Source organism: Streptomyces sp. NBC_00775, from assembly GCF_036347135.1.
Lineage (GTDB): Bacteria > Actinomycetota > Actinomycetes > Streptomycetales > Streptomycetaceae > Streptomyces > Streptomyces lutosisoli.
Genome location: NZ_CP108938.1, coordinates 5132532 through 5156310 on the forward strand (window position 1 = coordinate 5132532; position 23779 = coordinate 5156310).

16 protein-coding genes and 1 tRNA gene are annotated in these 23779 nt (G+C 69.4%); 12 read left to right on the forward strand and 5 right to left on the reverse strand.

The genetic code is table 11. The annotated features are described in order from the left end of the window. Positions 1-106 precede the first annotated feature (106 nt). The 8 genes from OIC96_RS22860 to OIC96_RS22895 all read left to right on the forward strand — a co-directional run bounded on the left by OIC96_RS22860 (position 107) and on the right by OIC96_RS22895 (position 11767). Complete coding sequence (locus OIC96_RS22860) at positions 107-1585, forward strand: FG-GAP repeat protein (RefSeq protein ID WP_330306042.1); 1479 nt, start codon at positions 107-109, stop codon at positions 1583-1585. Between the two features lie 263 nt (positions 1586-1848). Continuing rightward, a complete protein-coding gene (locus tag OIC96_RS22865) occupies positions 1849-3333 on the forward strand; it encodes an FG-GAP-like repeat-containing protein (protein ID WP_330306041.1) in 1485 nt (494 codons plus the stop codon). A 103-nt stretch (positions 3334-3436) separates the two neighbouring features. Further along, positions 3437-4810, forward strand: a complete 1374-nt coding sequence (locus OIC96_RS22870) for an FG-GAP and VCBS repeat-containing protein (RefSeq protein ID WP_330306040.1) — start codon at positions 3437-3439, stop codon at positions 4808-4810. 15 nt (positions 4811-4825) lie between these two features. Beyond that, on the forward strand, positions 4826-6175 hold the full coding sequence (locus OIC96_RS22875; RefSeq protein ID WP_330306039.1) for an FG-GAP and VCBS repeat-containing protein: 1350 nt from the start codon (positions 4826-4828) through the stop codon (positions 6173-6175). Between the two features lie 93 nt (positions 6176-6268). Next, positions 6269-7705 (forward strand): FG-GAP-like repeat-containing protein, encoded by a 1437-nt coding sequence (locus tag OIC96_RS22880; protein ID WP_330306038.1) that lies wholly within the window; start codon positions 6269-6271, stop codon positions 7703-7705. 166 nt (positions 7706-7871) lie between these two features. Continuing rightward, positions 7872-9179 carry an FG-GAP-like repeat-containing protein gene (locus OIC96_RS22885; RefSeq protein ID WP_330306037.1) on the forward strand — a complete coding sequence of 436 codons (1308 nt, stop codon included), beginning with the start codon at positions 7872-7874 and terminating at the stop codon, positions 9177-9179. A gap of 31 nt (positions 9180-9210) precedes the next feature. Beyond that, positions 9211-10659 (forward strand): FG-GAP-like repeat-containing protein, encoded by a 1449-nt coding sequence (locus OIC96_RS22890; protein WP_330306036.1) that lies wholly within the window; start codon positions 9211-9213, stop codon positions 10657-10659. A gap of 94 nt (positions 10660-10753) precedes the next feature. Beyond that, the gene (locus tag OIC96_RS22895; RefSeq protein ID WP_330306035.1) at positions 10754-11767 is read left to right on the forward strand and encodes a Yip1 family protein; all 1014 of its coding nucleotides are present in this window, start codon (positions 10754-10756) and stop codon (positions 11765-11767) included. Positions 11768-11834: 67 nt separating this feature from the next. Here OIC96_RS22895 and OIC96_RS22900 read toward each other — a convergent pair whose 3' ends face one another. Then, positions 11835-12332 carry a phosphoribosyltransferase gene (locus OIC96_RS22900; RefSeq protein WP_330310210.1) on the reverse strand — a complete coding sequence of 166 codons (498 nt, stop codon included), beginning with the start codon at positions 12330-12332 and terminating at the stop codon, positions 11835-11837. Positions 12333-12342: 10 nt separating this feature from the next. Continuing rightward, positions 12343-12918: a dCTP deaminase gene (gene dcd, locus OIC96_RS22905; protein WP_330306034.1), complete on the reverse strand. Its 576-nt coding sequence runs from the start codon at positions 12916-12918 to the stop codon at positions 12343-12345. 570 nt (positions 12919-13488) lie between these two features. Here dcd and OIC96_RS22910 point away from each other — a divergent pair. Further along, a tRNA-Gly gene (locus OIC96_RS22910) sits at positions 13489-13559 on the forward strand. A gap of 229 nt (positions 13560-13788) precedes the next feature. Here OIC96_RS22910 and OIC96_RS22915 read toward each other — a convergent pair. Together OIC96_RS22915 and OIC96_RS22920 are read right to left on the reverse strand one after the other, a co-directional pair. Beyond that, a complete protein-coding gene (locus OIC96_RS22915; RefSeq protein ID WP_330306033.1) occupies positions 13789-14232 on the reverse strand; it encodes a PIN domain-containing protein in 444 nt (147 codons plus the stop codon). After that, positions 14229-14489 (reverse strand): CopG family transcriptional regulator, encoded by a 261-nt coding sequence (locus OIC96_RS22920; RefSeq protein WP_330306032.1) that lies wholly within the window; start codon positions 14487-14489, stop codon positions 14229-14231. The genes OIC96_RS22915 and OIC96_RS22920 overlap by 4 nt, the downstream gene beginning before the upstream one ends. A 181-nt stretch (positions 14490-14670) precedes the next feature. On the opposite strand from OIC96_RS22920, the gene OIC96_RS22925 reads away from it, so the two are divergent. From OIC96_RS22925 to OIC96_RS22935, 3 genes are all read left to right on the forward strand, one after another. Further along, entirely contained in the window at positions 14671-16275 is a 1605-nt protein-coding gene (locus OIC96_RS22925) for a sigma-70 family RNA polymerase sigma factor (RefSeq protein ID WP_330306031.1), read from the forward strand. 416 nt (positions 16276-16691) lie between these two features. Next, positions 16692-19076, forward strand: a complete 2385-nt coding sequence (locus OIC96_RS22930) for a non-reducing end alpha-L-arabinofuranosidase family hydrolase (protein WP_330306030.1) — start codon at positions 16692-16694, stop codon at positions 19074-19076. Positions 19077-19472: 396 nt separating this feature from the next. Continuing rightward, positions 19473-20246, forward strand: coding sequence for a polysaccharide deacetylase family protein (locus OIC96_RS22935; RefSeq protein ID WP_330306029.1), 774 nt, complete (start codon positions 19473-19475; stop codon positions 20244-20246). Between the two features lie 176 nt (positions 20247-20422). Here OIC96_RS22935 and OIC96_RS22940 read toward each other — a convergent pair whose 3' ends face one another. Next, a complete protein-coding gene (locus OIC96_RS22940) occupies positions 20423-23473 on the reverse strand; it encodes an RICIN domain-containing protein (RefSeq protein ID WP_330306028.1) in 3051 nt (1016 codons plus the stop codon). Between the last annotated feature and the right edge of the window lie 306 nt (positions 23474-23779).

Here is a 23779-nt window from a genome sequence, read left to right on the forward strand (position 1 = left end):
GAAAAACACAGGCTCATCGAACTCACGTACAACCCTTGCGCAACACAACCGGTCTCCTGATCACCCGTATGTCATCCGATGTCATCCGACCGCAGGAGACCCCCGCATGCCCCAGCGCCCCTCGCACCCCCTGCGCCTCGCCCTCGCGACGGCCACCGCCGTCGCGCTGACGGGCGGGCTGCTCGTCTGCTCGGCCGCGACCGCGTCGGCCGCCGGCTCGGTCCGCCAGTACAAGGCGGACTTCAACGGCGACGGCTACGGCGATGTCGCGTTCGCCGCCCCGTACGCGAAGGTCGCCGACAAGGGCATGGCCGGTTACGTGGCCGTGGTCTACGGCAGCTCCACCGGCCTCAACCCCGCCAAGCGCACGGTCGTCAGCCAGAACACCGCGGGCGTGCCCGGCACCGCCGAGTCCGAGGACAGCTTCGGCGAGGCGCTCGCCGTGGCCGACCTCAACGGCGACGGCTACACGGACCTCGCGGTCGGCGACCCCGGCGAGGACGTCGGCTCGGACGTCGACGGCGGCTCGGTCACCGTGCTGTGGGGCTCGGCGGCCGGCATCAAGAACGGCACCTCGGTCAAGGACCCGGCGCCCACCGCGCACGACAACTGGGGCAAGTTGCTGACCGCCGGTGACTTCAACGGCGACGGCAAGGCCGACCTGGCCGTCGGTACCGGCGCCTCGCACGTGTACATGATCCGTGGCCGTTTCACGACCGCCGGTGTCACCGGCACCGCGCAGAAGATCAACCTGCCGGAGAAGGCGGAGTACGGCGCCGACGCCATGAAGGCGGGTGACACCAACGGCGACAAGAAGGCCGACCTCGTCCTCACCTACCGCATCGACGACACCTCGGACGCGTCGGGCAGCTGGTCCAAGGGCGTCGCCTACATGGGCGCCTCCTCCGGCCTGGACACCGCCATGTCGCGCCCGCTCAACGGCGGCACCTCCATCGCGCTGGGCGACATCGACGGCGACGGCTACGACGAGATCGCCCTCGGCAACGTCTTCACCAAGGAGGACGACCACACCGGCACCCTCGGCGGCCAGGTCGTCGTCATCCGCGGCAGCGCGGGCGGCCCGATCAACGGTGACGCGCCGATGGCCGAACTCACCCAGGACTCCACCGGAGTTCCCGGCACCGACGAGGCGAACGACGGCTTCGGCGGGTCGGTCTCCATCGCCGACACCAACGGCGACGGCTACGGCGACCTCGCCATCGGCGTCGTCTTCGAGGACATCGGCTCGGCGGAGGACACCGGCGCGACTGTGCTCATGAACGGTTCGTCCTCGGGCGTCTCCCGCACCGGCGGCCGTACGTTCTCGCAGGCCACGACCGGTGTCCCCGGGACCGCCGAGTCCATGGACTACTTCGGCTCCGACGTGCTCCTGTCGGACGTGAACAAGGACGGCCGCGCCGACTTCACCATCGCCGCGGGCTTCGAGGACGAGGGCGTCGGCGCGGTCACCGCACTGCGCAGTTCCGCGGACGGTGTCGGCACCAGCAACTCCCGCTCGTTCGGCCCCGGCACCTTCGGCCTGTCCCGTACGTACGGCGCCTTCGGCACCGGCCTCCTCGGCTGACCCGGAACCCGACCGGGCCTGGCGTGAACCCGGCGCCAGGCCCCACCGGCCCCACCACCCCTATTCATCCGAATCGCCCCACCAGCCCCACCAGCCGCAAAAATTTACCGAACTCACGTACAACCCTCAGCCCCGACCAGGGGTCTCCTGTTAGCCGACAGCCCCGCGAACCCTCGGACAACTCCAGGCGAACGCGGGCAGTCGGCACCCCATTGACTGTGGATGTCCGCCATACATCCCCGCATGCCGCAGGAGAACCCCGCATGCACAAGAAGCACCTGAGACTCGCCCTCGCGACGGCCACCGCTGCCGCGCTGACGGGCGGTCTGCTCTCGTTCACGGCTGCCACCGCGACCGCCGCCGACTCCTTCAAGACGGCGAAGGCCGACTTCAACGGCGACGGCATCGGTGACGTCGTCGCCTCGGCGCCGGGCGCCTATGTCAGCGGCCACGCCAACGCCGGCCAGGTCGTCGTGCTCTACGGCACCACCACCGGCATATCGTCCGCCAAGCGTTCGACGATCAGCCAGAACACCACCGGCGTCCCGGGCACCGCCGAGACCGGCGACCTCTTCGGCGGCGAGACGGCGTACGCCGACTTCAACGGCGACGGATACGACGACCTCGCCGTGGGCTCCCCCTACGAGAAGGTCGGCACCGACACCAACGGCGGCGCCCTCGCCATCCTCTGGGGCTCGGCGAGCGGCCTCACCGGCAAGAGCATCGACGTCCCGGACCCGGCCGGCTCCTCGCACGACTACTGGGGCAAGGACCTGGCCGCCGGCGACTTCGACGGTGACGGCAAGGCCGACCTGGTCGTCGGCAGCTCGGCCGCCACCCTCTACGTCTACAAGGGTGGCTTCAGCACCAGCGGCACGCCCGGCGGCCGTTCGACCCTCAAGCCCCCGATCCAGTCGGGCACCAACGACTACCCGTTCGGGCCGATGAGTCTGACCGCGGGTGACGTGAACGGCGACGGCCGCACCGACCTGATCGTCGACGGCTACGAGACCCAGACCAGCTACGGCTGGAACACCAACTACTACGTGCCCGGCACGGCCAACGGCCTCAGCGTCGCCTCCGCGCAGGCCCTGAAGCCCGGCATCGTCACCGGTATCGGCGACATCAACGGCGACGGCTTCGGCGACATCGTCAGCGGCGCCGGCTGGGACGCCACCACCACCGACGGCACGCCCGTCCCGGACGCGGCCAACGGCGGCAAGGTGAACATCACCTACGGCTCCGCGTCCGGCCCGGCCTCGACCTCCGGCATCACTCAGAACACCGGCAGCGTGCCCGGCACCTCGGAGAAGGGCGACGGCTTCGGCTGGGACCTGGACCTGGGTGACGTGAACGGCGACGGCTACCAGGACCTCGTCGTCAGCGCCCCCGACGAGGACATCGACGGCGTCACCAACGCCGGCATGGTCACCGTCCTGTACGGCTCCGCGAGCGGCGTCAAGGTCTCCTCCGGCGTCCAGTCCTTCGCCCAGAGCACGGCGGGCGTCCCCGGCAACGACGAGAAGAGCGACCTCTTCGGCGCGGACGTGAAGCTCGACGACGTCACCGGCGACGGCAAGGCCGACCTGGTCGTGGGCTCGTACGAGAACAGCGCCAACGGGGCCGTGACCTACCTGCCCTCCAACGGTACGACGATCACCACGACCGGCTCGCGCACCATCTCGCCGAGCACCTCGGGCGTCTCGACGTCGGGTACGCCGCAGCTCGGCGCCCTCTTCGCCGACTAGCCGTTCCGTTCCATCCCGTTCCGTTCCGTTCCGTTCTGTTTCTTGTGCATTCGCCGGGCCCGTGCACCACGGGCCCGGCTTCCCCCTCCCTGGAGCCCCCGCCTTGCGCAAGCGCATCCTCCTGCTGGCCGCGACCCTGACGACCGGCCTGCTCACCACGCTGCCGGTCCTGCCCGCCACCACGGCCGCCGCCGCGCCCTCCGGCCTGGTCGGCGACTTCAACGGCGACGGTTACCAGGACGCCGCGGCCCCGGCCCCCAACGCCACCGCCGGCGGTGAGGAGGAGGCGGGCTCGGTCGGCATCGCGTACGGCTCGGCGAGCGGCGTCGGACGCAAGACGTCCGTCAACCAGAACACCTCCGGTGTCCCCGGCACGGCCGAGCTCTACGACTACTTCGGCGACGCGGCGGCCGTCGGCGACCTGAACAACGACGGTTACAGCGACCTCGTGGTCGGCACCCCGTACGAGCAGGTCGGCGACGATGTGGCCGGCGGCACCGTCGTCATCGTCTGGGGCTCGTCGACGGGTCTGAAGGGCGCGACGACCGTGGCGGACCCGGCACCGACGAAGCACGACCGCTGGGGCCAGGCGCTGGCCGTCGGCGACTTCACCGGCGACGGCAAGGCCGACCTCGCCGTCGGCGCGACCGGCACCACGCAGTGGATCGTCAAGGGCGGCTTCACGAAGGCCGGTTCGACCGGTTCGAAGATCACCTACACCACGTCGTGGACCGGCAGCGCGGGCGTACAGCGCCTGACGGCGGGCAAGGTCAACACGGACGCGAAGGCCGATCTGATCCTCGGCGGCCACACCAAGATCGCCTCCGAGACCTACCTCGACCACAACTACCTCTACTTCGGGACGAGTTCGGCCCCGACGAAGAAGACAGAGCTTCCGTACGGCCGGCAACTCGCCATCGGTGACCTGGACAAGGACGGCTACGGCGACATCGTCACCGGCGAGACGGAGACCGCGACCGGCGGCGACGGGGCTCCGGGCGCGGCCGTCATCGCGTACGGCACGTCCTCGGGAGCCGGCACCACCAAGACCACCCTCGCGAACTCCGGCCGCCCCTCCCTCGGCGACATCAACGGCGACGGCCATCTCGACCTGGCCCTCGGCTACCCGGAGGAGTCCAGCATCACCACCGTCAACGGCGCGGTCCTCGTCCACTACGGCAGCGCCGACGGCCTCGCCTCCCCCGTGACGCTGACCCAGGACACCCCGGGCGTCCCGGGCTCCGCCGAGTACAACGACTTCTTCGGTACGTCCGTCCTGCTGACCGACGTCACGGGCGACGGCAAGGCCGACCTGCTGGCCGGTGCGGACGGCGAGAACAGCGCCGCCGGCCTCGTCACCTTCCTCAAGGGCTCCGCCTCCGGCATCACCACGTCCGGCGCGGCCGCCTACGGGCCCAGCAGCTTCTCGATCTCCACCGCAGACAACCCGACCCTGGGCACGACCCTCGTCGGCTGACCACCGGAGACTCCCATGCGCAGACGTACCTCCGCGGCCCTCGCCGCCTCCTTGCTGGCGGCGGGGCTGACCCCGCTCGTCCTGAGCGCTCCGGCGTCCGCCGCCGTCGCGAAGCACTACGACGACTTCAACGGCGACGGCTACCGCGACGTCGCGTACGGCGGTTTCAGCCGCGGCTCCCTCGGGGGCGGCGCCGTCACCGTCGTCTACGGCAGCGCGAGCGGCCTCGACACCTCTCACACCCAGGTCATCGACCAGGAAAGCCCCGGCGTCCCGGGCGCGAGCGAGGAGGACGACAGCTTCGGCGAGTCGCTCGCGAGCGCCGACCTCAACAAGGACGGCTACGCGGACCTCGTCGTCGGCAACGGGACCGAGCACGTGGGCAGTGTGGAGTACCGGGGCACGGTCACCATCGTGTGGGGCTCCGCCTCCGGGCTGTCGGGCGGCACCAACGTCGCCCCGAAGAGCGGCGCGAACGGGGAGTTCGCCCACTTCGGCAGCGACCTCGCCACCGGCGACTTCAACGGCGACGGCTCGCCCGACCTCGCGGTGATCGGCGGCGAGGAGGCGTGGCTGTACCGCGGCTCCTTCACCAAGTCCGGCTCCACCGGCACCGTCAGCAAGATCGACAAGACGGACGGGGGCTGGTACTCGTACGGTCTCGCGGCCGGCAAAGTCAACGGCGACGGCAAGACCGACCTCGTGGTCCTCGGCACGCAGCTCTCCGGCAGCGAGGAGAGCCACCGCGTCTGGTTCCTCAAGGGCGCCTCCGGCGGCCTGACGTCCGGCGCGTCCAAGACGTTCGACAGCAGCGTCCTGGACGCCTCCATCGGCGACTTCGACAAGGACGGCTACGGCGACATCGCCCTCGGCCAGCCCGACCGCAGCACCGGCAAGGGCGCGGTGACCGTCTGGCGCGGCACCTCCTCCGGCCCGAGCGGCTCGGCCACCTTCACCCAGGCCACCTCCGGCGTCTCGGGCACCCCCGAGGCCGACGACAACTTCGGCTACGACGTGTCGGCAGCCGACACCAACGGCGACGGCTACGCGGACCTCGCGGTCGGCGTCCCGCACGAGGACGTCGACGGCACCGAGGACCAGGGCGGCGTCCACCTCTTCCGCGGCGGCTCCGGCGGCCTGAGCGGCGCCCGCTCCTCCTGGATCCCGCAGACGGTGACGGGCGCGGACGGCTCCGACGCGTCCTTCGGCTACACGGTCCGCCTGCGCGACCTGAACGCCGACGGCAAGGCCGACCTCGGCGTGGGCGCGGCGGGCACCAGCGTGCTGCTGCGCGGCACGAGCACCGTGCCGACGGCCGACGGGGTGATTCAACTGCCGGAGTTCGGTGGGGCGTTCCTCGACTGACCCCCCTCTTCGAAGCCCTCTCCTCGGTCGGCGGGCCGGGCCCGCCGACCGACCATTCATGAACCTCATGCATCCGTGAACGGGGAACCCCCTATGCGCAAGCGCACCCTCCTCCTGGCCGCGACCCTGACGACCGGCCTGCTCACCGCCCTGCCCGCCACCACGGCCGCCGCCGCGCCCTCCGGCCTCTCCGGCGACTTCAACGGCGACGGCTACCGCGACCTCGCGATCGCCGCGCCCATAGCCAAGGTCGGCGGCAAGTCCGGCGCCGGTTACGTCGCCGTGGTCTACGGCACGGCGAGCGGCCTGGACACCTCCAAGCGGCAGATCATCAGCCAGGCCACGACCGGCATCCCGGGCACCCCGGAGTCGTCCGACTACTTCGGCGACCGGCTGACCACGGGTGACATGGACGGCGACGGCTACACGGACATCGTGGTCGGCGTGCACAGCGAGCGGATCGGCTCCACCGACGACTACGGCACGCTCACCGTCCTGTGGGGCGGCGCGGACGGCGTGAAGTCCGGCACCGACATCTCCTCGCCGCTGCCGGAGTACCGCAACGAGCTCGGCTGGCAGATCGCGGCCGGCGACTTCGACGGCGACGGCCACACCGACCTGGCCGCCGCCAACAACTCCACGCCCGCCCTGAACATCTTCCGCGGCCCCATCTCCCGTACGGGCAAGGCGGCTTCGCTCGTCGGCGTCGACACCGTCGACCAGACGACCATCTACCCGGACGGCCTGGTCGCCGGCGAGGTCAACGGCGACGGCAAGACGGACCTCCTGGTCATGGGCCAGCAGGAGACCAGCAGCGGCGACTACGCCACCCGCAGCGCCCTCTACCTCGGCTCGGCCACCGGCCCGAAGTACAGCAAGAAGCTCGCGGGCGGCTACGCGGCCACCATCGCCGACGTCGACAAGGACGGCTACGGCGACATCGTCACCGGCAACTTCATGGAGAAGTCCACGACCGAGCCCAACGGCGGCCTGGGCGGCGCGATCACGGTGACGTACGGCGCTTCCGGCGGCCTCAGCACCCGTACGCCCGTCCGTATCACCCAGGACACCACCGGCGTCCCCGGTACCGGCGAGAAGTGGGACGGCTTCGGCTGGAGCCTGTCGTCCGGCGACACCAACGGCGACGGGTACGCCGACGTCGTGATCGGCTCCAACAGCGAGACCCTCGGCACGAAGAAGCACGCGGGCCAGGTCACCGTCCTGCGCGGCTCCTCTTCCGGCCTGACCGGCACCAACTCCAAGTCGTACTCGCAGGACACCGCGAACGTCCCCGGCACGGCCGAGTCCGAGGACTACTTCGGTGACGCGGTCTTCCTGACGGACGCCAACGCCGACGGCCGCGCGGAACTGACGGTCGGCGCGATGGGAGAGAACGACGGCGCCGGCGCCGTCTGGCTCTTCAAGTCCACCACCTCCGGCACCACCGCCACCGGCTCCAAGTCCTTCAACGGCACCACGCTGGGCGGCCCGTCGGGACTCTCGTACTTCGGCAACGTCTTCGCGGGCTGACACCCCCACGCCTGAACATGGAGAACTCACCTGTGCGCACACGCACTTCGGTGGCGCTCGCAGCCCTTCTGGCGGCGGGCGTCACCCCCTCACCCTTTCGACCCCCGTCTCCGCCGCCCCCGCCAAGTACGCCGACGACTTCAACGGCGACGGCTACCGCGACCTGGTGACCGCCGCGCCCTACGCCACCGTGGGCGGCAACGCCTACGCGGGCGCCGTGGTCGTCAACTACGGCTCGGCGTCCGGGATCAAGGCCTCCCGGCGCACGGTCATCACGCAGAACTCCACCGGCGTCCCGGGCACGGCGGAGAAGGACGACGAGTTCGGCACGGCGCTCGCCTCCGGCGACCTCAACCGCGACGGGTACGCCGATCTCGTGGTCGGCGCCGCGAAGGAGGACGTCGGCAGCGACGCCGACGGCGGTACGGCCGTGATCATCTGGGGCGGCTCCGGCGGCCTCTCCGGCGGGCAGGCGGTCCCCGATCCCGCCCCCTCGGCCCACGACCTGTACGGCATGTCCCTCGCCGTCGGCGACTTCAGCGGCGACGGCAAGGCGGACCTCGCCGTCGGCGGCACGGGCAGGGACATCTGGATCCACAAGGGCGGCTATACGAAGGCCTCCGGCGCCGCGTCCCGCTACGAGCTGGCCACGGACCTGGAGCCCGGCAACGGCATCTACGGCGCCCAGTCCCTGAGCGCCGGCGACATCAACGGCGACGGCACCGACGACCTGGCGGTCAGCGGCACCTACAACCCCGACGCCTCGACGTACACCGACGGCACCCTGGTGTACCTGGGCTCCTCCACCGGGCTCACCTTCCAGACCGTGCTGGCCAACCACGCCTGGGAGCTGGCGGCCGTGGGCGATCTCAACGGCGACGGCTACGACGACGTGGTGTCGAGCGCGGCCCCGAACGCCTACCGGGAGGGCGACGGCGGCTCCATCAACACCTACCTGGGCGGCCCGAACGGCATCGCCACCACCCCGCGCCAGACGATCGACCAGGACACTGCCGGCGTCCCCGGCGCGGCGGAGGACTCCGACTGGTTCGGCTCGTCCCTCTCCATCGGCGACATCGACGGAGACGGCCGCGACGACGTGGCCGTGGGGGCGCTCTACGAGGACATCGGCTCCGCGGTGCTCGCCGGCAGCGTCACGGTGCTGCGCGGCTCGTCGACCGGCCTGTCCACGTCCAACGCCAAGGCCTTCACCCAGGACACCGCCGGTGTCCCCGGCACCGCCGAGAAGACCGACCAGTTCGGCAAGGCGATCCATCTCGCCGACCTCAACGGCGACGGCCACGCCGACCTGTCCATCGGCGCCGACGGCGAGAACAACGCGGACGGCGCCCTGTGGACCCTGCGCGGCGCGTCCTCCGGCATCACCACGACGAACGCGGTCAGCTTCGGCCCGTCATCGGCGGGCGTCTCGACGTCGGGCTACCCGAGGCTCGGCTTCGCGATGCTCCACTGACCCCCTTATCCCAGTCAGGAATCACACGCGCATGAAGATCCGCCTCCGCACCACCCTGGCCACCGCGACGGCGGTGGCCCTCACCGGCGGCCTGCTCACCCTGGCCACCGCCGCTCCGGCGGGCGCCGCCCCCGCCAAGTACGCCGACGACTTCAACGGCGACGGCTACCACGACCTGGTGACCGCCGCGCCCACCGCCACCGTGGGCGGCGCGACCTCCGCGGGCGCCGTGGTCGTCAACTACGGCTCGGCGTCCGGGATCAAGGCCTCCCGCCGCACGGTCCTCACCCAGAACACCAGCGGTATCCCCGGCACGGCCGAGAACAACGACCAGTTCGGCAAGGAACTCGCCTCCGGCGACCTCAACAACGACGGGTACGCCGACCTCGTGATCGGCGCCCCGTACGAGAAGGTCGGCGACGACGCCAACGGCGGTACGGCCGTGATCGTCTGGGGCGGCGCGAGCGGCCTCTCCGGCGGACGGACCGTCCCGGATCCCGCCCCCACGGCCCACGACGAATTCGGAGTGTCCCTCGCTGTCGGCGACTTCAGCGGCGACGGCAAGGCCGACCTCGCGGTCGGCAGCAACGGCAATGACGTCTGGATCCACAAGGGCGGCTTCACCAAGGCCTCCGGCGCGGCGTCGAAGTACAAGGTCACCGCGCCCGTCAAAGGCAACGTCGCGGGAGGGGGCGCTCGCTCCCTCGCCTCCGGTGACGTGAACGGCGACGGCACCGACGACCTGACCGTCTCCGGCATCTACACCGGCGAGAACACCGTCTACGACGGCACGCTCGTGTACCTGGGCTCGTCCTCCGGCCTCGCCTACCAGGGCGTGCTGAAGGAGGACAGCGAACACGCGACCATCGGTGACATCAACGGCGACGGCTACGACGACATCGTCACCAGCGGCTTCTGGGGCGGCAGCGTCGACCACCTCGGCGGTTCCGTCAGCACGCACCTCGGCGGCTCCACGGGCGTCGACGCCGAGCCGACGCAGACCCTCGCCCAGGACACCGCGGGCGTGCCCGGAACGGACGAGTCGGGCGACCTTTTCGGGTGGGCCATCTCGCTCGGCGACATCGACGGCGACGGCTACGCGGACGCGGCTGTCTCCGCGTTCTACGAGGAAATCGGCACCATCACCAACACCGGCACCGTCACCGTGCTGCGCGGCTCGCCGACCGGCCTGTCCACCTCCGGCAGCCAGCTCTTCTCCCAGAACACGGCCGGAGTCCCCGGCACCGCCGAGGCGTACGACTACTTCGGTTCGGCGGTGAGCCTCACCGACCTCAACGGCGACGGCCACGCGGACCTGTCCATCGGCGCCTCCGGCGAGAACAGCTCCGACGGCGCCCTGTGGAGCCTGCGCGGCGCGACGTCCGGCATCACCACGACGAACGCGGTCAGCTTCGGCCCCTCGTCCGCGGGCGTCTCGACGTCCGGGTACCCGAGCTTCGGCTGGGAGATGCTCGGGTGACCCCGGTGCTCCGGTGACTCAGGTGCTCCGCTGACCCAGGAGAGAACCCCGGAAACTCCTCCCCCCTGTCCCCCCTTAGGGGATGCCTTAGGGGATGTCACAGGTCGGCCCCAATGCCGGGCCCGTAACCCCGGGCCCGGCACGTCACTCTGCGGGACCAGGTACGTTCGATGACGTGGCTGGATTCAGGATCGGACGCGGCGGCCGGGACAATCGCCCCCCGCAAGCGCGACCGCAACAACACCGACCGTCGTACGGACAGCAGGCCCCCCAGGGAGGCCAGCAGCAGCCGTACGGCTACCCGCCCGCGCCTCCGCAGCAGCAGTACGGAGGGCAGCAGCCGTACGGCTCCCAGCCCTACGGCGGCGGACAGCAGGGCGGCGGCTGGCCGCAGCCCGGCGGGGGTCAGGGCGAGCCGGAGTACTTCGGTGACGGGCACCCGCAGCAGGGCCCGGACCCGTACGCGGCGAACAGCCCCGGCCACACCCAGGCGTTCTCGATCGGCGAGGACCCCTACAGCCAGGGCGAGACCTACCGCGCCGGCCAGGCCGCGGCCCCGCCCGTCGGCCCGCGCCTGCACTGGAAGGACCTGCTGAGGGGCATCGTGATGACCCCCAACCAGACCTTCCTCCAGATGCGCGACTACACGATGTGGGCCCCGGCACTCATCGTGACGTTCATCTACGGCCTGCTGGCGGTCTTCGGCTTCGACGGCGCCCGCTCGGACGCCATCAACGCCACCCTCTCCAACGCCGTACCGATCGTCCTCACCACCGCCGTGGCGATCGTCATCAGCACCTTCATCCTGGGCGTGGTCACCCACACCCTGGCCCGCCAGCTCGGCGGCGACGGCGCCTGGCAGCCGACGGTCGGCCTCTCCATGCTGATCATGTCGCTCACGGATGCCCCGCGCCTGGTCGTCGCCATGTTCTTCGGCGGCAACGCGTCCTTCGTCCAGCTCCTGGGCTGGGCGACCTGGGTCGCGGCGGGCGCCCTGCTGACCCTCATGGTCAGCAAGTCCCACGACCTCCCGTGGCCGAAGGCGCTGGGCGCGTCGGCGATCCAGCTGATCGCGATCCTGTCGATCGTGAAGCTGGGCACGTTCTAGTACGCGCGAAAGGGGCGCCCGGTGCCTTGCAGCACCGGGCGCCCCTTTCTTCGTACGCGTTCCGCGCTCAGGCGTCGAGAACCTGCCCGGCCCTCTTCACGACGGGCGGTTCCACACTCCACGGGAAGTTGATCCACTCATCGGTCCGCTTCCACACGTACTCGCACTTCACGAGGGAGTGGGACTTCTCATAGATCACGGCGCTGCGGACCTCGGCGACGGCACCGACGCAGAAGTCGTGGACGAGCTTCAGGGTCTTCCCGGTGTCGGCGACATCATCGGTGATGAGCACCTTCTTGTCGGAGAAGTCGATGGCGTTGGGGACGGGAGCGAGCATGACCGGCATCTCCAAGGTCGTCCCCACCCCCGTATAGAACTCGACGTTCACGAGGTGGATGTTCTTGCAGTCGAGGGCGTACGCCAGCCCGCCCGCGACGAACACCCCGCCACGGGCGATGGAGAGCACGATGTCGGGCTCGTACCCGTCGTCGGCGATGGTCTGGGCGAGCTCGCGGATGGCACCGCCGAACCCTTCGTACGTGAGGTTCTCGCGCACTTCGGACATGCTCACGCCCTCACACCTGGGTCCGATGGAAGTTGAGGAAGGACCGCGAGGCGGTCGGCCCGCGCTGGCCCTGGTAGCGGGACCCGTACCGGTCGCTGCCGTACGGGAACTCGGCCGGCGAGCTGAGCCGGAACATGCACAGCTGCCCGATCTTCATGCCCGGCCAGAGCTTGATGGGGAGGGTCGCGAGGTTGGACAGCTCAAGGGTGACGTGCCCGGAGAACCCGGGGTCGATGAACCCGGCGGTGGAGTGGGTGACCAGCCCGAGCCGCCCGAGCGAGCTCTTCCCTTCGAGCCGCGAGGCAAGATCGTCAGGAAGCGAGATGACCTCGTACGTCGAGGCGAGCACGAACTCCCCGGGGTGGAGGATGAAAGGCTCATCGCCCTCCGGCTCGACGAGCCGCGTCAGGTCCGCCTGCTCGATCGCCGGGTCGATGTGGGGGTAACGGTGGTTCTCGAACACCCGGAAGTAGCGGTCGAGCCGCACGTCGATGCTCGACGGCTGCACCATGGATTCGTCGTAGGGATCGATCCGGACCCGCCCGGCGTCGATCTCGGCCCGGATGTCCTTGTCTGAGAGAAGCACGCCCTGAGGATACGCAAGGCGCGCGGACCGACCACAATCGTGACGTCCCGCGCGCCTGCACCCTTCGCGGTACCGCTTGTCGCTGGTACTTCTCGATACCGCTGGTTACCGCTTGTTCAGTTACTGCTGTTCACCGCTGGTTACCGCTCTTTACCGCTTTTCCAACTCCACCGGAACGACGTTCCGGAGCCGCGCACACCGCGGACACCGGAGCAGCCGACCAGGACCGAGCCGCTCGGCCTGCTGCATCGGGAACGAAGCGGTGCTGAACACGTGCCCCTCGGCACAACGGACGACGGTGCGCTCCATCAAGTCCTCAGAGTCCCTTCCCCAAGAGCCGCGTCTGACTGACGACGAAAGCCACATTACGGGATCAAAGGGATGGCTCTCCAGGCGGCACTCCGGTCCCGCCCAGCCCCTCTTTCAGACCTCCACCGTACGCCCCAACTCCGGCCCCCCGCAGCCGCATCCACCCCCCGAAACGCAACCGGGCCCCACGGCTTCGACGCCGGGGGCCAGGCATGCGGTAGAGTGAGCGAGCATTCGACACCGGCTCGGTCGGCGTCTTACGCGGGTGTAGTTTAGTGGTAGAACATCAGCTTCCCAAGCTGAGAGTGCGAGTTCGATTCTCGTCACCCGCTCTTCTTCAAGCCCCAGGTCAGCGACCTGGGGCTTGTGTATTGGTGGGCCGTTTCGGGGTTTCGCCGGTAGCCCTGGGCCCGAGGATCGGGCACGTGGAGGGCGCGAGCGCCTTGCGGATGAAGTCCGCTCCCGCCTGTCCTGCACGATGCCGGACGCGCACCGCACGTTGCGAACGGAAGGGGCCAAGTCGCTTGCGGATACAGGCGCTTGGCCGCAGAGGATCTCGAGTCAGAGCGGGAGGTCGTCGGGCAGCACCCGGAACGCCTTGTGACGGCCCAACGGTCGTACGGCCCGGAGGTCCCGTCGGTCGAGGGTGAGAATCGCGTCGGTGTCGTAGTCGGCGGCGAGCGCCACGTTCACGGCGTCGGCGAGGTCCAGGTCGAGCGCGCCGTAGCGAACTCGGACGGACTGCGCGGCGCCCAAGTGGTTTTCCGTGATCTCGGGCAGGACGACCCGGCCCCGGCTCATCCAGCGCCGCAGGTCGTCGACCGCGCTGACAGCGGCGGCACGCCCCAGCTCGCGCGTGGCCACGTGATCGAGTTCCGCCAGCAGGAGCGGGGACATGACCAGGAGACCGGCCGCCATGATCGCCTCGTTGGCCGCTCCGTGCTCCGGATGCGTCGAGTCGAGAGCGGCCAGGAGGCCGGACGTGTCCGCGATAACGATGATCACGCGGCAGTTCCGGAGTCCGTCTCGCGGCCGACCGCATCGGCGACCGCGTCACGGACCTCGACCTTGGACGGCGTACGACCCGACCCCTCGAACGTCCGCGAGAAAAGCGGCTCGTCCCAGACCCGGTTCGCCATGGCCGCGAGATGGATCCCCTGACGGATGATCTCGGCCTCGCTTATGCCCCGCCGCTTGGCCGCCTCTTTGATGATCGCCAGGTCCTCAGGGTCGGCGTAGACGTTCGTGCGCTTCATGGACATGTACCAAGCGTAGTCCATGTACTGAATTGATGTACCCGGCGGCTTCGGCGATCGCCGGGGTCGCGTCGTCGAGGAGGACGAGGAGGAACAGTGACCCAAGACACAGAATCTGGCCGCATACATGTGCCGACGTTAAGGTGTGGCGCCGTACTCGGCGGATCGCTCCCTGAGGGAGGTGGGAATGAGGCTCATGGATGCGAACCACGCGGAGCGGGTTGTCGCGGCGCAGGCCGGTGACGATCGGGCGCGCGAGGAGCTGGTCGCCGCGTACCTGCCGTTGCTCTACAACATCGTCGGGCGAGCGCTGAGCGGACATGCCGACGTCGACGACGTCGTCCAGGAAACCCTGCTGCGCGTGGTGCGCGACCTGCCTGCCCTGCGTGCGCCCGAGAGCTTCCGGTCCTGGCTGGTGTCGATCACGCTCCGCCAGATCAGTACCCACCGGCACCGGCAACGCGCCTTCGCCGGCCGGACCACGGTCATCGACGAGGCACGCCAGATACCGGACGCCGGCGCCGAACCCGAGGACATGACGATCCTGCGTCTGCATGTGTCGGACGAGCGCCGTCAGGTCGTCGAAGCCGGCCGGTGGCTCGACCCGGACCATCGGGTGCTGCTGTCGCTGTGGTGGCAGGAATGCGCCGGCTCGCTGAGCCGTGACGACATCGCCGCCGCGACGGGGCTCACGGTCGCCCACGTCGGAGTGAGCCTGCAACGCATGCGCGAGCAGCTGGAACTGAGCCGGACGATCGTCGCCGCGCTGGAGGCCGACCCGCGCTGTCCGCAGTTGGACGAGACCGTCGTCGGCTGGGACGGTCTCCGTACATCGGTGTGGCGCAAGCGGATCGCGCGGCACACCCGCGACTGCCCGGTCTGCACGGCGACGACGACAGAACGGGTTCCGGCCGACCTCCTGCTCCTCAGCCTCGCGCCGCTGGCCGTTCCGGCCGGGCTCATCGCCGCGCTGGCCGCCAAGGGCCTGCTGTCGGGTACGGCCGTGAGCGCCGCCGGGCTGGCCACGGCACATGTCGGCTTCGGCACGTCGGCGTCGGCGTCGGCGTCGGCGTCGGCGTCGGCGTCGGCGTCGGCGTCGGCGTCGGCGTCGGGGGCAGGCGGTCTGCACAGCTCGCTGCTCGGCAAGCTCTCCGCGGTGACCGCTCATCCGCTGGTGAGCCTCACCACCGGCGCGGTGCTCATCGCCGGGACCGCCACCTACGCGGCCTGGCCCGAACCGGCGCATCGGACGCCCGGCGTCACCGCCGCTCCCACGGCCGGCACTCCCACCTCGACTCCGTCGCGCACCACGTCGGCCGAGCCGTCCCCGGTGAGTCCGTCCGCCGTCGCGGGCGCTGTTCCGCTGGGCGCACAGTCACTGGAGTCCGTGGACGAGCCCGCCCTGTACGTCACGTATGCCGGCGACTTCGCGACGCTCGGCCGGGTCTCCGCGTCCAGCAGCGCGCAGACACGGCAGCAGGCCACCTTCACGGTCATCCGGGGGCTGGCCGACACACGGTGCGTCACCTTCCGTGCCGCCGACGGCCGCTATCTGCGCCATCGTGACCTGCGGCTACGGCTGAGCGCCGACGACGGCAGCGAACTGTTCCGTGAAGATGCCACCTTCTGTCCGCGCCCCGGGGCGGTCGCCGGGTCGGTGACCCTGCACGCGCACAACTATCCGGGATCGGTCCTCCGCCACCGCGACGGTGGCATCCGGCTCGATGGCTCCGACGGCACTCGGGCCTTCGCCGGCCAGGCTTCCTTCATCGTGCGCAGGGCCCGGGCTTGAGAACCGCCCTCTGAGCATTTTGGACCGAGTCGCGCATCGACGGCTGCCTCGCCGTGACCGGTCTGAAGGCTGATCACCGCCACCTCCACCACTCCAAAACCCTTCACTGGTGATCTGGGCGGCGCGCCCCTTCCACAGGGACGACCGGACCGCGGGGCTTGGCATAACGCTTTTTGCCTGCGAGATGCATCACTGAGCAATCGTCCGGACGGCGCGACTTTTCTGTTACGAGACCGCGAGTTCGGAGGCCTCCACTTCAGGGGGTGCCCTTCCCGCCGCTCACCATGACGTGCCGGCGTGGCAGGTTCCCCGACTCCCCCGTTGACGTATCCCCTGATGAAAGCCCCTCCCATGACGCGACACACCCACGAACCGATCAGCGCACCCAGAGTGACCCGCGACCTCCGAGGAGAATCATGAAGGGCCTGCACCGGCTCGGCCGGCGTCGCCGGACACTGGCGATAGGACTGTCGGCCGCGGCGGTGGTGGCCGGTGTCGTGACGCTCCTCCCCAGCTCCGCCGGAGCCGCGGCCCTGGGTGCGCAGGCGGCCCCCTCGGGCAGGTACTTCGGCACCGCTGTGGCCGCCGGAAGGCTCGGCGACTCGACGTACTCCACGATTCTCGACCGGGAATTCAACATGATCACCCCGGAGAACGAGATGAAGTGGGACGCCACCGAACCGTCCCGCGGCAACTTCAACTTCGGGCCCGGCGACCAGATCGTCAACCACGCCACCGCGCACGGGCAGCGGATGCGCGGCCACACGCTGGTCTGGCACTCCCAACTACCCGGCTGGGTCAGCTCCATCGGCGACGCGAACACCCTGCGCAGCGTGATGAAGAACCACATCACCACCGAGATGAACCACTACAAGGGCAAGATCTACGCCTGGGACGTGGTCAACGAGGCGTTCGCCGACGGCGGCAGCGGCCAGCACCGCAGCTCGGTGTTCCAGAACGTGCTCGGCAACGGCTTCATCGAGGAGGCGTTCCGCACCGCCCGGGCCGCCGACTCCTCGGCCAAGCTCTGCTACAACGACTACAACATCGAGAACTGGACCGACGCCAAGACCCAGGGCGTCTACAACATGGTCAAGGACTTCAAGGCGCGCGGCGTGCCCATCGACTGCGTCGGGTTCCAGAGCCACTTCGGCGCCGGCGGCCCGCCGTCCAGCTTCCAGACCACCTTGTCCAACTTCGCCGCCCTGGGCGTTGATGTCCAGGTCACCGAACTGGACATCGCCCAGGCGTCGTCCACCAACTACGCCAACGCGGTCAACGCCTGCCTGTCCGTGGCCCGGTGCACCGGCCTCACGGTATGGGGCATCCGTGACAGCGATTCCTGGCGCAGCAGCGACAGCCCCCTGCTGTTCGACAACAACGGCAACCCCAAGGCCGCCTACACCGCCGTCATGAACGCCCTCAAGGCCGCTCCCGGTACCAACACGGGCGGGACGACGACCACGGGCGGGACGGGGACCGGGGCGATCAAGGGCGTCGCCTCCGGTCGTTGTATCGACATCAACGGCTCCACCACCGTCAACGGCACCCAGGCGCAGCTGTGGGACTGCAACGGACAGACCAACCAGCGCTGGACCCACACCTCCGGCAAGCAGCTGATGATCTACGGCAACAAGTGCCTGGAGGCCAAGGGCACCAGCAACGACACCGCGGTGGTCATCGGGGACTGCGACGGCGGCGCCAACCAGCAGTGGAACATCAACACCAACGGCACGATCGCCGGCGTCCAGTCCGGGCGGTGCCTCGACGCCGTCGGCGCGGCCACCACCAACGGCACCAAGATCCAGCTGTACTCCTGCTGGTCCGGCAGCAACCAGAAGTGGACCGGCCTGTCAGGGACGTCGACATCGACCCCGACGCCGACAGCGACCGGCGGCGCGTGTGCTCTTCCGTCGACGTACCGGTGGACGTCGACGGGTGCGCTGGCGCAGCCGGCGAACGGGTGGGCCTCGCTGAAGGACTTCACCAACGTGGTGTACAACGGCAAGCACCTGGTCTACGGAACGAACTATTCGGGATCGTCCTACGGCTCGATGGCGTTCAGCCCCTTCACGAACTGGTCGGACATGGCGTCGGCCGGCCAGACCGGGATGAGTCAGTCAACGGTGGCGCCCACGCTGTTCTACTTCGCACCCAAGAAGATCTGGGTGCTGGCGTCCCAGTGGGGTGCGTCGCCCTTCGTCTACCGCACATCCAGCGACCCCACCAACCCCAACGGCTGGTCCTCGCCGCAGACGCTGTTCACCGGCAGCATCCCGGGCGCCGCCCCGATCGACCAGACCCTGATCGCCGACGACCAGAACATGTACCTGTTCTTCGCCGGTGACAACGGGAAGATCTACCGGGCGAGCATGCCGATCGGGAACTTCCCGGGCAGTTTCGGCTCGTCGTACACCACGGTCATGAGCGACACGGTGAAGAACCTGTTCGAGGCGCCGCAGGTCTACAAGGTCCAGGGCCAGAACCAGTACCTCATGATCGTTGAGGCTCGGGGTGCCACTGAGCAGCGCTACTTCCGCTCGTTCACGGCCTCCAGCCTGAACGGTTCGTGGACCCCGCAGGCCGCCACCGAGAGCAACCCCTTCGCGGGCAAGGCCAACAGCGGTGCCACCTGGACCAACGACATCAGCCACGGTGACCTGGTCCGCAACAACCCCGACCAGACCATGACCATCGACCCCTGCAACCTGCAGTTCCTCTACCAGGGCAAGTCCCCCACCGCGGGCGGCCCCTACGACAAACTGCCGTACCGGCCGGGTGTCCTCACCCTGCAGCGCTGACCTGCTCGATCCACGGTGATCGCGATTCGGGGCGGCGGCCTGCCGGCGCGGAGACGAGCGCTTCACGGCGTGGGCAACTCCACCCGCTGACCGATACTCACCGCTTCGAGGAACCCCAGCCGTGCGTCGGCTGGGGTTCCTCTCTTTTGCCGTCGTCATGCGGCAGCGGGATCTCGACTCCGACGGGCCACCGTCGCGGGCGCGCGGCTGCCGGGGGCCCGGTCGGGTCGACCGGTCCGGTTGCGGTCGCTGTTCGCCGCCGGGGTTCCCGTGAACTTCCCCGGAATTGTCCTTGATCGGTAACAAACGCATCCTGTGGCCGCTGTTCCTCGTCCTGCCAGGTGGTCGGGAGATGACCGAGGGATCGGCGAAGAACTGCGGGAGAGCGGGGCGGACATGGCGCGGCACGGTGGCGGGCGGGGCTGGTACGGCAAGGTGTTCGGGGCGGCGCTCGGGGTGACGTTGATGGCCGTCGGTGCCTCGGTGTGGACCGCTCAGGCCGATGCCGTGGACCGCTCGTCGCCTCGGGCGGTCGCGTCGCCCGCGGCGGGCGGTGACGTCAAGTCGGTGGCGGTGACCATCGCGCACGCCTCGGACAAGGGCTCGCGCGGCGTCAACATCACCGTCGACGACGGCCCGGACCCGGTGTGGACCCCTCAAGTGCTCGACGTGCTGCGGGAGTACGGGGTGAAGGCCACGTTCTGCATGGTGGGGACACAGGCGCAGGCCCACCCGGACCTCGTGAAGAAGGTGGTCGCGGCCGGGCACCGGCTGTGCGACCACTCGGTGTCGCACGACACCACCATGGACAAGAAGTCCCAGGCCTACCAGTCGCAGCAGATACTCGACGCCGAACGCATGATCACCGAGGCGTCCGGGGGCGTACGGCCGATGTACTACCGCGCGCCCGGCGGAGCCTTCACCCCCTACAGTCGCAAGCTCGCCGCCTCCCGGGGCATGCGCCCGCTGGGCTGGAACGTCGACACCAAGGACTTCGAGCGGCCGGGCACGGACGCCATCGTCGCCACCGTCCAGCGGGAGTTGCCGGGCGGCCCGACGCTCCTCTTCCACGACGCGGGCGGCGACCGCTCCCAGACCGTCGAGGCCCTGCGCCGAATCCTCCCCCGGCTCAAGCAGCAGGGCTATTTCTTCGGCTTCCCGGTCCGCTGAACCCCGGCCTTCGCGCCAGACTCACGCAACGAATCCACGCAGGTCAAAAGCGATCCTGCCGCCCAAGCACCGCCGCTTCCCAAGCTGAGACGCAGGCGTGCGGTCGGCCGGGTGCCCGGCCGACCGCACGTCGGGGATCCGCAGCCGTCAGGATGCGGGTGATGGTTGTGAACGGATCACGCCGGTACCAGCTGCCATTGCTGGTTGGCGCCGCCGCCGGCGGTGTACTGCACGACCTTGGCGCCGTCGCCGGTGTCCCAGCCGTAGTCGTCCGCCGCCAGTCCGCTGTCGTGGCTGACGATGGTGAAGTACCCGTCGTCGGCAGGTCGTAGGTACCACTGCTGGTTGGTGCCGCCGCTGGGTGTCCACTGCTGAAGCTGGAGCCCGACGGTCGAGGAGTAGCCGTCGACATCGAGCGCCTTGCCGCTACTGACGTAGGTCAGCGTGTACGCGCCCCCTGGGGCGGTGTTGATGGTCCAGGCGCCGCCGTCCGACTTCTGGACGATCTTCGCGCCGTCCGCGGTCGACCCGCCGGACACGGCGAGCGGCTTGCCGCTGTTGCGGTTGACGATGCGATAGTTCGTGCCCACCGCCGGTTGGTTGGCGATCTCGAAGCGGTCGACGGTGGCCCAGTCGTGCGTCGCAGCGGCCCGCTGGGTGCCGGTGGCTCGCACGCGGATCGTGTGGGTGCCGGAGGCGAGCCGGGGGCTGGTCCACACCGCGACGTCGCCGGTACGGTCCGCCGAGTACTCGTCGACCAGCGCCTCGGTCCCGCCGTCTATGGAGACGCCCACGATGCCATGGCTGGGCGCGGTCACGGCGTGCAGCGTGATGCCGGTGCCGACGAAGCTCAGCGTCGCCGTGTCGCCCGTGGTGTCACTGTAGGAGTTCGTGCCGGCGTACGGGCCGCTCTCATCGCTCGCGTGACTCCAACTGCCGTTGTACGTCACCGCGGTGGCGCCGTCGTCCACATTGGACGTCGCGCTGTTGCCCAGGTTGAGGTACTCGACCGAGTCGGTGAACGTGGTGCTGCCCGACTTCGTGGTCGACAGCACCAGGTACACGCGTGAACCACTGGCCGGCGCGGTGAACGAGATCGGCTGGGTGACCCGGGAGCCGAGCGGGATGGTCAGGGATTCGTTCCCGGACGCGATGACCGCGCCGTCCGGCCGGTCGAGTCGCGCCGTCCAGTTCAGGCCGACGGAGGTACCGCTGAAGTCGTCGTTGAAGACGGTGATGTTCCGGGTGATGGCCTTGTTGTAGGAGTAGGTGTCCACCTTCTCCGGGAGCGGGAAGTTGCCGTCCGCGTCCGACTGGCCGGAGGCCGACCAGAAGGGCAGGTCGATCGCGGCGACCGGGTTGAATGCCGCCTGGATCCGCTGGATCTGCGGGTTGCTCCACGGGGCGGACAGGTTGTCCTCGCCGTAGACGGGGTGGCCGCCCTCCTCAGGGACGAAGTCGGTGCTCTTCACGCCGGGTACGAAGCTCGCCCAGCCGGACAGCAGGGTGTAGGGGCGCAGGTCGCTGGCGTCCTTGGCGCGCTTGGCCGCCGTCGTGGTGGCGAACCACTCGAAGCCCTGCTTGGTGTTGGACTTGTCCCAGACGTACTCGCCCTCACCGTCGGGCCGGCCGGCCAGGGAGGTGCGCGCCTCGCCGTACTTGCCGATGCCGTCGATGTAGTGGGAGAAGACGGTGAAGTTGCCGTTCAGCATGGTGGGCCACGGGTTGGTGTTCCAGGCGGTGTCGGCGCTGATCGGCCGGGTGCCGTCGTTGCCGTTCATCGCCGCGTACAGGTCCTTCTCGAACGACTCGGAGTCGACGCTGCTGATGTCCGCCTCGTTGCTCTGGCTCCAGCGGATGATCGCGGGGTGATTGCGGTCGCGCAGGGTCAGCGCCTTGGCGTGGTTGACCATGTTGTCGTGCCCGGCGACGAAGTCCTGGCAACTGCAGGTGCCGCGGATCGCGGTCTCGTCGATGACCATCAGGCCCATCTCGTCGGCCACGTCGAGCATGTACGGGCTGCCCGGCTCCTGGTGGATGCGGACCACGTTGTAGTTGAGCCGCTGATAGTTGTCGACCGCCTGCGGCCAGCCGCCGTTGCCCGAGGACGGCGGAAGGAAGCCGGGCAGCGTGTCATAGGCGTCGCCCTTTCCGCCATGGTCGATCCGGTCGTAGTCCGCGCCCTGCAGGCTGTCACCGCGGAAGTTCACGCGCACGCCGTTGACGTAGTAGTACTCGCCGTTCTGGACGGTCTCCCGGAACCCGAACCGGTAGCTGGCGTCGCTGGTGCGGCCGTCGTCGGTGGACGCGTGCACCGACAGCTTGTGCAGCTGGGCGCGGTACCCGGCCTGGTAGGGCACGTTCGGCCACCAGTACGAGGCGGATCCGAGGTCCCACGCCACCGGGCCGACCGTCACCTTGGCGGTCGAGTGGGCGGCCACGGTGACCGTCTTGCTGGGCAGCGCCGGGTAGTTGAACGACCCGCCGTTGTCCGAGGCGAGCGAGCCCGTCAGCGTCACCGACCGCGAGCTGCCGGAGGTGTTCGTCACCGACACGTCGTAGGTGAGGGTCTTGTCGGTCACGGAGGTGCGCACGAACGTGTCGCTGACGTACACCGCCGGATACACGCGCATGAATGCCGAGCGGTAGATGCCCTGGGGGATCGCCTCGGACCAGTTGGCGGCGTCGGGAACCAGGGTTTTGTTCCCGTTCATCAGGGCGTAGCGGCCCTTGACGTTCACGCTGATCATGTGGGTGGTACCGGGGGCGGCGACGGCGGATATGTCGAAGTTCGACGGCGTGAAGGAGGTGGTCTGGGTGGCGACCACCTGCCCGTCGACCGACAGCGTCGCCTGATGGTTCACCGCGCCGAACTCGATCCACACCGACTGCGGTTGCCCCGTGTCCGGCACGGTCACAGTGCGCGAGTACGTCGCCTCGTTCACGTCGGTGAAGCCCTGCTTGTACCAGCCGCCGCCGGGCACGGTGATCGACGTCGCCGCGCGGCCCTTCGGTGTGAAGCTCCACGTTCCGGCCAGGTCGACCGACCTGATCGCGGCGTTGCCCGCGGTAGACCCGTTGATGTCCGATGCCGACGTGGCGGACGCCGATACCGGTGCGGCGGACGCCGATTGCGGCGCCGCCAGGACCGCGGCGAACAGCGCCGTGACGGTCACAAACAACTGTGCGAAACGACGCCGGTGCGGGGGCGGTCTGTGCTGGTACATGATCACCTCTCGGTGTTCGGATTCGGAAATCGTGAGGGCGCACATCCGCTGCCGCGAAGTATCCGGTCGCGTTCACGTGCCCGAGGAGGCGATCCCCTCAAGGACATGCGGGCTCCTGTCTTGATGCTTCACGGAGATGTCCGGCCTGTAAGAAAGCAGAGACATGGGGTGTATGTACAGAGGCGCGTCGGAGACGCTGTCCATGCTTCGGACAGCAAAGATCGCCACAAAGGGGAACTTACCTGCGGTTACAGGCAGTTGGCGTGAACCGGCGACGATGCGATCGCACTCCTCGCCCCCCCAGTC